Genomic DNA, 11,775 nt, shown 5'->3' with positions numbered 1-11,775 from the left:
AGTACTCGGACACTCCCCTCCGGGCGACCCGTAGCGCGTTGGAAGCGGACCCGAAGCGCTCCGCCGCACTGTGGAGCCGCAACGTCAGAGACGACGACTACTACGGAGAAGACGATGACGACTCAGAAGACTCCCGTGACGGTCATCGGGCTGGGCCCGATGGGCGCGACGATGGCCGAGACGTTCCTGAAGGCCGGTCACCCGGTCACGGTCTGGAACCGTACGGCGAGCAAGGCCGCCCCCCTGGTCGCCCAGGGCGCGACGCTCGCCGCGACCCCCGCCGACGCGCTGGCGGCGAACGACCTCGTCATCATCAGCCAGATCGACTACCAGGCGATGTATGACTCGATCGGCTCCGCGACGGGCTCGCTCGAGGGCCGGGTGCTGGTCAACCTCAGCTCCGACACCCCCGAGAAGCTGCGGGCGGCGGGCGCGTGGGCGGCCGGGCACGGCGCCGACCTGATCACCGGCGGCATCATGGTCCCGCCGCCGGGCATCGGGCAGCCGGGCGCGTACACGTTCTACAGCGGTTCCGAGGCGGTCCTGGAGAAGCACCGCGAGACGCTGAAGGTGCTGACGGACGTCACGTACGTGGGTGCCGACCAGGGCCTGGCGATGCTGTTCTACACGGCGCAGCTGTTCATCTTCTGGTCGTCGCTGGCCAGCTACATGCACGCGGTGGCGCTCGTCGGCTCGGCGGGCGTCGCCCCCGAGACCTTCCGGCCGTACGGCGCGGCGACCATCGGCGACCTCGCCGGCGACGGCCCGATGGGCTTCGTGAAGATCCTCACCGCCGAGATCGAGAAGCGGGAGTACCCGGGCGAGCTCAACAGCCTGCTCATGCAGGCCGTCAGCTCGGACCACGTCGTCGAGGCGAGCCGGGCCGCCGGCCTCGACACCGCGTACCCGACGGCACTGCGCGACCTGTTCTGGCGCGCGGTGGACATGGGTCACGGAGCCGACGGCCTCGGCAGCCTCTTCGAGGCCCTCAAGACCCCCGCCAAGGCATAGAGGTTGTCGCGCCGCTAAGAGACGGCCTCCGGCGCTAGGGCACCTTGGCGCTAGGGGACGCCTCGGCGGCGGAGGGCCTCCTGGACGGTTTGGACGAGGGCCATCACCGGCGCCGAGGCGTTCTCCCGGTCCCAGACCAGCCCGTACGTCATCCGGAGGCCGCCCAGGTCGCCGTCGCCGAGCGGCGGGAAGCCGATGTCGGGGCGGCGCACCGTCTCGGCGAGGAGGCGCGGCGCCGGCATCAGCCCCCGCCCGGCGGCGACGAGGTCGAGGGCCGCCGCGAGGTCGTCGATGTCGTGCGCGGCGACCTGGGACTGGAGGGCGGCACGCAGCCGCCCGGGGAGCTGCACCCACAGGGCGCGCGGCAGGAGCACCGGGTGCCCGGTGAGCTGCTCCAGCCGGACGGACGAGGCGGTGGCCAGCGGCGCGCCCGCCGGGACCGCCAGATGTGTGACGGGCACATGGAACCGCGCGGTGGTCGCGAGCCCCGGCGGGAACGGCGCACTCATGATCGCGACCGCTGCGGTCCCCTGGACCAGCTCGGCCGTCGCCTCGGCCCAGCTCGCCGGGCGCAGCTCCACCTCGGCGTCCGGCGAATGCCGGGCGAGGCGCCGGGCCACCTGCGCGGCGAGCGTTCCGACGAGCGGGTCATAAGCGAAACGAATCGACTTCCCCTGGGGACCGGCCAGCCGGTTCGCCTCCGCCGAGAACGCGGCCGCCTGCTCCAGAAGGGCCTCGGCATGCGGCAACAGCGTCCGGCCCGCCGCCGTCAGCTGCACCTCGCGGCTCGTCCGCTCGAAGAGCCGCAGATCAAGGGCGCGTTCGAGGCGGGCGACGGCCTGGCTCACCGCCGGCTGCGACATGTCGAGCCGGGCCGCCGCGCGCGAGAAGCTCAGGCTGCGCGCGACGGCCGCGAAGCATCCGATGTCGCGCAGCGGCGGTCCTTCTGAGGCCATGCGACCAGTGTCGGCGATAACCGGCGCTGATAGATCGGGCAGGCCTGGATCGGACTGTGCACACTGCGTCTCCTCGCCATCGCCGCATTCGAAGGAGATCGCATGACCGCCGGGCCGAACGCCTTCCCCGCCGCGCCGAAGGACGCCTTTCCCGCCGCCACGATCCTCGGCTATCCGAGGATCGGACCGCACCGCGAGCTCAAGCGGGCCCTGGAGTCGTACTGGAACGGCCGATCGAGCCGTGACGACCTGGCCTCCACGAGTCGCGGGCTGCGGGAGGCCACCTGGCGGCGGCTGACCAAGCTGGGGCTGGAGACGCCGCCGTCCAACACGTTCTCGCTGTACGACCACGTGCTCGACACCGCGTTCATGCTGGACGCGGTGCCCGAGCGCTATCGGGCGGCCGACGACGTGTACTTCGCGATGGCGCGCGGCACCGACGACGTGGCGCCGCTGCGGATGACCAAGTGGTTCGACACCAACTACCACTACATCGTTCCGGAGATCGGTCCGGAGACCGCCTTCCGGCTGGCGGACGACAAGCCGCTCCGTGAGGTCGCCGAGGCGCGGGAGCTCGGCATCCCGACGCGGCCGGTGCTGCTGGGGCCGGTGACCTTCCTGCTCCTCTCGCAGGCGTCCGCCGGGAGCCCGGACGGCTTCACGCCCCTGCATCGGCTGAACGACGTGCTCGACGTGTATGCCCGGTTGCTCACGGCGCTCGCCGCCGAAGGCGTGGACTGGGTGCAACTGGACGAGCCCGCCCTGGTCGCCGATCGTTCGGACGAGGAGCTGGTGGCCGTCCGGGTGGCGTACGAGCGGCTCGGCGGTCTCGACCTCGGGCTCGGCGAACGGCCACGGCTCTTCGTCTCCTCCTATTTCGGGAGCCTGGACGCCGCCCTGCCCGTTCTCGCGGACTGCCCCGTCGAGGCGGTCGGCCTGGATCTCGACCGCGGACGCGACGTGCTGACCAGGCTCGACCTGGGCTCACTCGCGGGCAAGACGGTCGTGGCCGGTGTCGTGCCAGGCCGGAACGTCTGGCGCACACACCTGAACGACGCGTTGGACACGTTGCGTTTCCTGAGGAGCAAGGTCGGCGAGGTGACCGTGAGCACCTCATGCTCGCTGCTCCACGTCCCGCATGACCTGGATCTGGAGCCCGGCCTCGATCCCGCACTGCGCGAACGGCTGGCCTTCGCCGACCAGAAAGTGGGCGAGGTCGTCGAGCTCGCCCGGCTGTTGGCGGCGGCGCCCGACGACGCCGTGACGGCCCCGCCCGCCCGGCGGCGGCCGCAGGCGCCGGATCAGCTTGCCGAACGCACCGCCTCGGATCAGATCGCCGAGCGCAGCCCACATCCCGTGCGCGCCGCCGCGCAGGCCGATCACCTGCGCCTCCCGCCGCTGCCGGTGACCACGATCGGGTCGTTCCCGCAGACCGGCGACATCCGGGCGGCCCGCGCGGCGCTGGCCGCCGGAGAGATCACCGCCGAACGCTACGAACGGCTCGTCAAGGTCGAGATCGAACGGGCCGTCCGGCTCCAGGAGCGGCTCGGCCTCGACGTCCTCGTCCACGGCGAGCCAGAGCGCAACGACATGGTGCAGTACTTCGCCGAGCATCTCGACGGCTTCGCCATCACGCGGCACGGCTGGGTCCAGTCGTACGGCTCCCGCTGCACGCGTCCGCCGATCCTGCACGGCGACGTCGGCCGGCCTGCCCCGATCACGGTCGGCTGGGCGCGGTACGCGCAGTCCCTGACCGCCAAGCCGGTCAAGGGCATGCTGACCGGGCCCGTGACCATCGTCGCCTGGTCGTTCGTGCGCGAGGACCGCCCACTGAAGACCGTCTTCGACCAGGTGGCGGACGCCATCCGCGCCGAGGTCGCCGACCTGGAGGCCGCGGGCGTCTCGATCATCCAGGTGGACGAGCCCGCGCTGCGCGAGCTGCTGCCGCTGCGCCGGGCCGACCAGGCCGCCTACCTCTCCCGGGCCGTCGGCGCGTACCGGCGGGCCACGTCCGTCGCGGCCGACCGCACCCAGATCCACACCCACCTCTGCTACTCCGACGCCGCCCAGGTGCTCACGGCCATCGACGCCCTGGACGCCGACGTCACGACGATCGAATCGGCCCGCTCCAACGCGCGCGTCCTCGCCGATCCGGCCATGGCGGGCTTCGGCCGCGGCCTCGGCCCGGGTGTCTACGACATCCACTCGCCGCGAGTCCCTGCGGCGGAGGAGATCACCGGGCTGGTCGAGACGATCCTGGGCGTCCTGCCCGCGGAGCAGGTCTGGATCAATCCCGACTGCGGCCTCAAGACCCGCACGTACGAGCAGGTCGAAGCGGCCCTCGCCAACGTCGTCACCGCTACCGCCCGGCTCCGCGAACGCCTTGCCGTGTCTCGCTGACGGGGCACCGGGATGCATTCCCGGTGGCCCGGTGACCTGCGCGCCTGCGACAGAATCGGCACATGTTGCATGGGCGGGGGACGGAACGGGCGGCGATCGACGAGGTGGTGGCCGCCGCCCGCGCGGGCACGAGCCGCGTCCTCGTGTTGCGCGGCGAGGCAGGCGTGGGCAAGTCGGCGCTGCTCGACCAGGCCGCCACAGCCGCTGGCGCGGAGATGCGGGTCTTGCGGGCGAGCGGGGTGGAGCCCGAGGCGGGGCTGGCTTTCGCTGCGTTGCATCAGTTGTTGTGGCCTGTGATCGGGCTCCTCGATGCGCTGCCCGAGCCCCAGCGGCGCACACCCGTGCACGCTGACAGATCTACGAGCCGCCCAGTTCAAGGCGGGCCAGCTCACCTCGGGAGGCCACGCCCAGCTTGGGATAGGCCTTGTAAAGGTGATAGCCGACCGTGCGCGGGCTGAGGAACAGCTGGGCTCCGATCTCCCGGTTGCTCAGTCCCGCGGCGGCCAGCCGGACGACCTGGAGCTCCTGCGGGGTCAGCAGGGCGAGCACGTCCGGCCGGCCCTCGGGGCGGTCGCCCAGGCTCTCCCCGGCCGCGCGCAGCTCGGCGCGGGCCCGCTCCGACCAGGGCTCCGCGCCGAGCCGTTCGAAGATCTCCAGGGCGGTGCGCAGGTGGCCGCGCGCCTCATTGCGCCGCCGGGACCGGCGCAGCCACTCGCCGTGGAGCAGCTCGGTACGGGCCTGTTCGAACGGCGGGCCGCCCTGGAGGTGCAGCCGGACGGCCTCCTCGTACAGGGGTCCGGCCTCGTCGTCCGGGGCGAGCAGCGCGGCGCACCGCGACGCGATCGCGCGGACCCACGGCTGCCCGACCTGCGCGGCCCAGTCGTGGTGCCAGCGTGCGGCCTCGCGGGCCCGGTCCGGCCGGCCGACCCGGACGGCCGCCTCGACGAGATCGGGAATGGCGGCGATCACGCCCGCGCGGCTCGTCCCGGCCACGACACCGGCCAGGCGGTTGAGGGCCGCCTCGTGACGGCCCAGCCCCAGGTCGAGCAGGCTCAACGCGGTCGCGGCGTGCACGTCGCTGGGCGGCAGGCCCCGTTCGAGCGCCTCGGCCGCCAGCTCCTCGCACCGCCGCTCGTCCCCCTGGATCGCCGCGAGCTGCGCGAGGGTCGTGGCCTGGTAGACCCGGATCCGGTGCTGGCCGGTGTCGGCGGCGAGGCGCAGGCCCTCCGTCGCGGTCGTCAGCGCGTCGCGCGTCCGGCCCAGCATCAGCTGCAACCGTGCCAGCGGCATCTGCACCAGCGAGAGCAGGCCGAGGGCGCCCTCGCTGCGGTAACGGCTCTCCAGCTCCAGCGCCGCTTCGAGCCCGCCGTCGAGGTCGCCGCTCATCAGATGCCACATCACGGTCCGGACGGCGTCGCGCGGCGCGAGGCAGGCGCCCGTACTGTCCATGAGCTCGCGCAGGGCCGCGATCCCGTCGGCGGGGTCGGCGTGCCCGTCCGGATTGAGCCCGGTGAACGCCCTGGCCAGCGCGCGGACGAGCCGCGCGTTCGGCATCGCGAGCTCCTCGGCCCGTGTCGCGGTGCGGTCGAGGAGGGCGCGGTCACCCGTGTTCGCGGCGGCCGCACCGGCCTGGAAGAACAGGTATCCCGCGGTCCGCGCGTCGAGGCCGGCCACCGACTCGGCTGTGTCGCTCAGCAGCCGGTGGGCCTCCCTCATCCGGTCCTGCTCGTCCGCCAGCCCGGCGCGCAGCAGCATGAGGCCCGCCCGCGCGAGGGGATCGGTCACATCGGCCATGGCACGCTCGGCCAGCGAGATCGCCCGCTCGGACAACCCGGCGTCAGCGGCCGCCACGGCCGCCGCCGACAGGCGCCGGCCGCGCTCCCCCGGAGCCGGCGAGAGCGTGGCGGCACGCTCGTACATGGCGGCGACCGAGGCGTGACCGCCGCCGGCACGTTCGAGCTCCGCGGTCTCCTCCAGGACGGCCGCGGTCTTCGCGTCCGGCCCCGTGGCTGCGCTCGCCAGATGCCAGGCGAAGTGGCAGCGGTCGCCCGCCGCGCGGTAGGCCTCGGCGAGGGCGTTGTGCACGCTCAGGCGGCGGCTGAGCGTCGCCTCCTCGTACGCTGCGGTGCGGATGAGCGGGTGGCGGAACTCCAGCCTGCCCTCCGCGGTGCGCACCAGCCGCTCGCGTTCGGCCGGTTCGAGGTCGGCGACCGTGGCTCCGAGCCGCGCCGCCGCCGAGAGGATCATCGACAGCTCGCTCCGGTCGTCGAGCGCGGCGACCAGGACGACGAGCTGGGTGGGCTCGGGCAGTGCCGCGACACGTTCGGCGAACGCCCGCTGCAGCCTCGTGTACGTCGTGGACGGCCCGGCGGACGGCCCCGTCGACGCCGACATCTCGGGACGCGTCGCGGGCAGCTCCAGCAGCGCCAGCGGATTGCCCATCGCCGTGACGAGAACCTCGTTGCGGGCCTGCGCGGAGAGCTCACCGGCACGGTCGCCGAGCAGCTCGGCGGCGGCCCGCTCGTCCAGGGCACGCAGCCGCAGCTCGGGCAATCCCTGCGTGGTGAACTCGGGCGCGTCCGGATCGCGCACCGCCAGCACCATCACGATCGGCTCCGCCTCCAGCCGGCGGGCCACGAACAGCAACGCCTCAGCGGTGGCGGAGTCGAGCCAGTGCGCGTCGTCGATCAGACACAGCAGGGGTCGTTCGTCGGCGAGATCCGAGAAGAGCGTCAACACCGCGAGCCCGACCAGGAACCGGTCGCCGCGCGTCTCGTCGCCGGTCCCTAGGTTGAACGCCCCCCGCAAGGCCTTCGCCTGGCCGTCCGGAAGGGTGTCGATCCGGTCGAGATATCTACGCAGAAGCAGGTGCAGCCCTGCGTACGGCATGCCGCTCTCATGCTCGACACCGGTTCCGCGCAGCACCCGCATATCGGTGGCCGAGCTCTCCGCGACCCCCAGCAGAGCCGACTTGCCGATCCCCGCCTCGCCCCGAACGACCAGGACCCCGCTCTGGCCCGCGCGAGCGTGCTGGAGGAGGCGCTCGATCGTCGCCTGCTCCTCGTCACGCCCGTACAGCCGCATGCCCGCAACCCTACTGACCCCGCGGAAACGCGATCTTCGTCCTGACCGGCTCCGAGACACGGAGAAAAGATCCATTCACGATCGGTCAGATTTCGAGAAGCCAAGCCCGGCCCCCGGTCCGTAGCGTCGTGCACGCATCGGCATCGCCCAGTGACGGAGTCCTACGAGCGGCACGGTTAAGGACGCAACGGATGATCGAAGCCAGGAACCTCACCAAGCGCTACGGCGACAAGACCGCCGTGGACGACCTCTCCTTCAGCGTCAAGCCCGGCAAGGTGACCGGGTTCCTCGGCCCCAACGGCGCCGGCAAGTCGACGACCATGCGCCTGCTGCTGGGGCTCGACCGTCCTCATGGCGGCGACGCCACCATCGACGGCAAGCACTACCGGGACCTGCCGCAGCCGCTCCGGGTGGTCGGCGCGCTGCTGGAGGCCAAGGCGGTCCACACCGGCCGGAGCGCCTACAACCACCTGCTGTGCCTTGCCCAGACGCAGGGCATCGGCAAGGAACGCGTCGAGGAGGTCCTCCGCCTGGTCGGCCTGCACGACGTCGCGCGCAAGCGGGCCGGGGGCTTCTCCCTGGGCATGGGGCAGCGGCTCGGGCTCGCCGCCGCCCTGCTCGGCGATCCGTCCGTGCTCATCCTGGACGAGCCGGTCAACGGGCTCGACCCGGAGGGCATCGTCTGGATCCGCACCCTCATGAAGGAGCTCGCCGCCGAGGGCCGGACCGTGTTCGTCTCCAGCCACCTGATGAACGAGATGGCCGTGACCGCCGAGCACCTCATCGTCATCGGCCGGGGCCGCCTCGTCGCCGACTGCTCGACGGAGGAGTTCATCGAGCGCAGCACCGACCAGACGGTCCTGGTGCGCAGCCCGGACGCCGAGCGGCTGACCGAGGCCCTGGCGGCGGAGGGCGGCACGGTGACCCGGAACGGCACCGGCGAGCTGATCGTCGCGAACATGGAGGCGGCGCGGATCGCCGAGCTCGCCGCCGCCGGCGGCCACGTGGTGCACGAGCTCACCCCGCGGCGCGGCTCGCTCGAAGAGGCCTTCATGGAGCTGACCCGGGAGACCCTGGAGTACGACGCCGCGAAGAACAAGGGAGGTGCCGCATGACCGCCGCCACCGCCACCACCGTCCCCGCGGCCCGAGCCGGGTTCCTCCAGCTGCTGTCGTCGGAATGGACCAAGATCCGCTCCGTCCGGTCGACCGTCTGGTCACTCGTCATCCTCGCCGTGCTCTTCCCCGGCTTCACCGCGCTGTTCGTCGGGGTGGGCGTCTCCCAGTGGGACCAGACGAGCGAGGAGGACAAGGCCCAGATCGTGGCGGACCCGGTCGCGGTCATCCTCGGCAGCGGCTTCCTGACCGCCCAGCTCGCCGTCTGCGTCCTCGGCGTCCTGGTGATCTCGTCGGAGTACACCACCGGCATGATCCGGTCCAGCCTGCTGGCCGTGCCGCGGCGGCTGCCGATGCTCGCCGCCAAGGCGGTGGCGTTCAGCCTGCTGGTGCTGGCCGTCAGCCTCGTCGCCGCGTTCGCCTCGTTCTTCATCGGCGCCCCGATGCTGAGCGGCAAGGTCTCGGTCTCGCTGGGCGACCCCGGCGTGCTCCGGGCCGTCGTGGGCGGCGGTCTCTACCTGGCGGTGCTCGGCCTGTTCTCGCTCGCCATCGGCGCCATCATCCGCCACACGGCGGGCGGGATCACCGCTGTGATCGGCTTCGTGCTCGTGCTGGCCCCTCTGGTCCAGTTGCTCCCCGGCAAGGCCGGCGACTACCTCCACGCGTCCATGCCGACGGAGGCCGGTCACCTGATCGGGCAGGCCAAGCAGGCCCCGGACGACCTCCTCACGCCCTGGCAGGGCTTCGGAGTCTTCTGCCTGTGGACCGCCGCCCTGCTGGTGATCGCGGCGTTCCTGCTCAAGCGCCGCGACGCCTGACCCCGAAACGTCATCAGCCCGAGTCCCCTGACGCCCCGTCAGGGGACTCGATGCTTCTGTTTAACAACCTTTGACTGGCGTACGGTGCGCAAGTGAACAGCTACTCTGGGTAGCCGAACTTCTGTGGGAGGCATCTTGACGCACTTCGACCGGCCGTTGGGGTCACCGCCCAGCCCCAGCGACGTCACGGTTCCGCTTTCTCTGTACGTGCCCCCTCCTCCCCCTCCTCCGAAGGAGCCGGCGGCGCCCAGGCTTGATGACGCGCTGACGCCGGACCGGTTGTTGCCGGGACGGCGGGACGTGCCGGAGCACGGCTGGCGGCGAGCCGTCCATCGGCTCTCGCGCGGGCTGGTGCACCCGCCCGAATCGGCGGCCGAGACGCGGCGCAGGGAGCTGGTCGCGCGGGTCCGCACGCCGGTCGCGGGCGGGCACCATCGCGTGGCGGTCCTCAGCCTCAAGGGCGGCGTGGGCAAGACCACCACGACAGTGGGCTTGGGGGCGGCGCTCGCCTCGATGCGGGGAGACCGCGTCATCGCGATCGACGCCAACCCCGATCACGGCACGTTGTCGGAGAAGGTGCGGAAAGAGACGTCCGCGTCGGTGCGGGACCTGCTGGCGATGGCGAGCCAGAAGACGCCGCGTTACGCCGACGTGCGGGCGCTCACCTCGCAGTCGGGCAGCAGGCTGGAAATCCTGGCGTCGGCGCGCGATCCGGAGCTGTCCAGGGCCTTCACGGACGAGGACTATCGCGTCGTCGTCGGGCTGCTGGAGAGCTACTACTCCATCTGCATCACCGACTGCGGCACCGGGCTGCTGCACTCGGCGATGAGGGCGGTCCTCGATCTGGCCGACCAGATCGTGCTGGTCACCATCCCGTCTGTCGCCGCGGCGCGGTCGGCGAGTGCCACGCTCGACTGGCTGGAGGCGCACGGTCGTGACCACCTCGCCCGGTCGGCGACGGTCGCGCTGTCCAGCATCCGGCCGGGACGGGGGACGGGGGTCGACGTGGGCGCCTTGCGCGCGCACTTCGACCAGCGGTGCCGGGCCGTGGTGGACGTGCCGTTCGACGCCCATCTCGCGGCGGACGCGGAGGTCGACCTCGACCTGCTCGCGCCGGGGACGCGCGACGCGTTCCTCATGCTCGCCGCCACCGTGGCCGACGGGTTCACATAGGCTCGCCGTGTGGACGATGGACTGGACGTCGAGTCTGGCATCCGCGCGCTGCTGCTGCTCATGCCCCGGGTGGTCGGGCGGGCCAAGAAGCTCGGCGTGCCCGACGGGCTCGCGTCCTTCTCGCTCGCGCCGCGGCATCTCTCGCTGTTCGCCTACCTGCTGTTCGACGGCCCGATGACGGTGAACGAGCTGGCGGCGCGGCTGGAGGTCACCCCGGCGACGGTCAGCCTGATGATCGGCGAGCTGGGCCGGCAGGGCATCCTCGACCGCCGGACCGACGAGGACGACCGGCGCCGGACGATCGTGAGCATCGCCCCCGCCCACGAGCCGGCCATCAAGGAGTGGCTCGGCCGGGGCGTCGAGGCCTGGCGGCGCGCGCTCGACCCCCTGACGGCCGAGCAGCGGAGGCTGTTCGTCGACACCCTGCTCGCGTACGAGCGCGCGCTGGACGGTTGATTGCCCGGCGCCTCCGTGGGCAGGACAGGGCCATGGACGAGAAGGATCAAGACAAGTCCCTGGCCGACCGCCGTGCCGAGGCGAACGCGCCGCAGGAGGACGCCGAGCCCGACTTCGCCGACGAGCACGCGCCGGGCCCGACCGATCCGCCCAACGCCACGGCGGACGCTCCCGGCGGGGAGGACGACGGTTACAGCCCGCAGACGGAGATCCCGAAGGGGCCCTGATCCCGAAGGGGCCCAGCCAGGCCCTGACCTGGGCTTCTCAGCCCAGGTCAGGAACCGCTGCTCAGGTCGATGGCGGCCGGCTCAGGGACCGCCGGTCAGGCTGATGGTCAGGCTGACGAGGGGTCGGGCTTGAGCGGGTCGTGGCCCACGGTCATCAGCTCCCGCCGCCAGCGGTCGTCCTGCTCGGCGCCGGGCGACTTGCCGTCCAGCCTGTCTTCGACGAAGTCCACGACCTGCCGCATGGTGTCGGTGTCGGCGCCGGTGAGATCGACCTTGCGCTTGCGGAGCACGTCGAGCACGCGGGTGCCGAGCTCCGGCAGCTTCGCGTCGGCGGGAAGCGCGTCCTCTCCCGAGGCGTCGGTGAGGAGCCAGGTCCGCAATTCGTCCGAGGTCATATTGACGATCTGGTGGAACTCCTCCCAGAGGAGCTCCGTCTCGCCAGGGATTCGTTCCTTCATGCCCGCCCCCTACCCGAGGGTGGCGGAGGCATTCGGCCCGATGATCCGATCCTGCCGGACCCCGGCCGAACGCCTGC

The 11,775-nt window shown here is 72.2% G+C and carries 11 protein-coding genes; 8 read left to right on the top strand and 3 right to left on the bottom strand.

Going from position 1 to position 11,775, the window contains the following annotated elements:
• Positions 1–114 precede the first annotated feature (114 nt).
• A complete protein-coding gene (locus tag ACGFNU_RS05280) occupies positions 115–1,011 on the top strand; it encodes an NAD(P)-dependent oxidoreductase (RefSeq protein WP_392590352.1) in 897 nt (298 codons plus the stop codon).
• 50 nt (positions 1,012–1,061) lie between these two features.
• On the opposite strand, the gene ACGFNU_RS05275 is transcribed toward ACGFNU_RS05280, so the two are convergent.
• Positions 1,062–1,967: a LysR family transcriptional regulator gene (locus ACGFNU_RS05275; protein ID WP_392590350.1), complete on the bottom strand. Its 906-nt coding sequence runs from the start codon at positions 1,965–1,967 to the stop codon at positions 1,062–1,064.
• A 102-nt stretch (positions 1,968–2,069) separates the two neighbouring features.
• Between ACGFNU_RS05275 and metE the strand changes: the two genes are divergently transcribed.
• A complete protein-coding gene (metE, locus tag ACGFNU_RS05270) occupies positions 2,070–4,367 on the top strand; it encodes a 5-methyltetrahydropteroyltriglutamate--homocysteine S-methyltransferase (RefSeq protein ID WP_392590348.1) in 2,298 nt (765 codons plus the stop codon).
• A 62-nt stretch (positions 4,368–4,429) separates the two neighbouring features.
• Positions 4,430–4,825, top strand: a complete 396-nt coding sequence (locus ACGFNU_RS05265) for an AAA family ATPase (RefSeq protein ID WP_392590346.1) — start codon at positions 4,430–4,432, stop codon at positions 4,823–4,825.
• Here the strand turns inward: ACGFNU_RS05265 and ACGFNU_RS05260 are convergent.
• Positions 4,725–7,451 carry an ATP-binding protein gene (locus ACGFNU_RS05260; protein ID WP_392590345.1) on the bottom strand — a complete coding sequence of 909 codons (2,727 nt, stop codon included), beginning with the start codon at positions 7,449–7,451 and terminating at the stop codon, positions 4,725–4,727. The genes ACGFNU_RS05265 and ACGFNU_RS05260 overlap by 101 nt on opposite strands.
• A gap of 191 nt (positions 7,452–7,642) precedes the next feature.
• Here ACGFNU_RS05260 and ACGFNU_RS05255 point away from each other — a divergent pair, with 191 nt between their 5' ends.
• The 5 genes from ACGFNU_RS05255 to ACGFNU_RS05235 all read left to right on the top strand — a co-directional run bounded on the left by ACGFNU_RS05255 (position 7,643) and on the right by ACGFNU_RS05235 (position 11,240).
• Complete coding sequence (locus ACGFNU_RS05255; protein ID WP_392590343.1) at positions 7,643–8,566, top strand: ABC transporter ATP-binding protein; 924 nt, start codon at positions 7,643–7,645, stop codon at positions 8,564–8,566.
• Positions 8,563–9,384: an ABC transporter permease subunit gene (locus tag ACGFNU_RS05250; protein ID WP_392590341.1), complete on the top strand. Its 822-nt coding sequence runs from the start codon at positions 8,563–8,565 to the stop codon at positions 9,382–9,384. Before ACGFNU_RS05255 ends, ACGFNU_RS05250 begins: the two co-directional genes overlap by 4 nt.
• Before the next feature lie 207 nt (positions 9,385–9,591).
• The gene (locus ACGFNU_RS05245; protein WP_392590339.1) at positions 9,592–10,557 is read left to right on the top strand and encodes an AAA family ATPase; all 966 of its coding nucleotides are present in this window, start codon (positions 9,592–9,594) and stop codon (positions 10,555–10,557) included.
• Positions 10,558–10,566: 9 nt separating this feature from the next.
• On the top strand, positions 10,567–11,013 hold the full coding sequence (locus ACGFNU_RS05240) for a MarR family transcriptional regulator (RefSeq protein WP_392590337.1): 447 nt from the start codon (positions 10,567–10,569) through the stop codon (positions 11,011–11,013).
• Between the two features lie 32 nt (positions 11,014–11,045).
• A complete protein-coding gene (locus ACGFNU_RS05235) occupies positions 11,046–11,240 on the top strand; it encodes a hypothetical protein (protein WP_392590336.1) in 195 nt (64 codons plus the stop codon).
• A 107-nt stretch (positions 11,241–11,347) separates the two neighbouring features.
• On the opposite strand, the gene ACGFNU_RS05230 is transcribed toward ACGFNU_RS05235, so the two are convergent.
• Positions 11,348–11,698, bottom strand: a complete 351-nt coding sequence (locus tag ACGFNU_RS05230) for a DUF3140 domain-containing protein (RefSeq protein ID WP_392590334.1) — start codon at positions 11,696–11,698, stop codon at positions 11,348–11,350.
• Positions 11,699–11,775 lie beyond the last annotated feature (77 nt).

This window comes from Spirillospora sp. NPDC048911, assembly GCF_043198015.1.
Lineage (GTDB): Bacteria > Actinomycetota > Actinomycetes > Streptosporangiales > Streptosporangiaceae > Spirillospora.
Note: the sequence above shows the minus strand (reverse complement) of the source record. Positions and strands in the feature narration are given on the sequence as shown.

Coding starts and splice junctions, on each gene's coding strand:
- ACGFNU_RS05280 (WP_392590352.1), top strand. CDS start 115: ATGACGACTCAGAAGACTCCCGTGACGGTCATCGGGCTGGGCCCGATG.
- ACGFNU_RS05275 (WP_392590350.1), bottom strand. CDS start 1,967: ATGGCCTCAGAAGGACCGCCGCTGCGCGACATCGGATGCTTCGCGGCC.
- metE (WP_392590348.1), top strand. CDS start 2,070: ATGACCGCCGGGCCGAACGCCTTCCCCGCCGCGCCGAAGGACGCCTTT.
- ACGFNU_RS05265 (WP_392590346.1), top strand. CDS start 4,430: ATGTTGCATGGGCGGGGGACGGAACGGGCGGCGATCGACGAGGTGGTG.
- ACGFNU_RS05260 (WP_392590345.1), bottom strand. CDS start 7,451: ATGCGGCTGTACGGGCGTGACGAGGAGCAGGCGACGATCGAGCGCCTC.
- ACGFNU_RS05255 (WP_392590343.1), top strand. CDS start 7,643: ATGATCGAAGCCAGGAACCTCACCAAGCGCTACGGCGACAAGACCGCC.
- ACGFNU_RS05250 (WP_392590341.1), top strand. CDS start 8,563: ATGACCGCCGCCACCGCCACCACCGTCCCCGCGGCCCGAGCCGGGTTC.
- ACGFNU_RS05235 (WP_392590336.1), top strand. CDS start 11,046: ATGGACGAGAAGGATCAAGACAAGTCCCTGGCCGACCGCCGTGCCGAG.
- ACGFNU_RS05230 (WP_392590334.1), bottom strand. CDS start 11,698: ATGAAGGAACGAATCCCTGGCGAGACGGAGCTCCTCTGGGAGGAGTTC.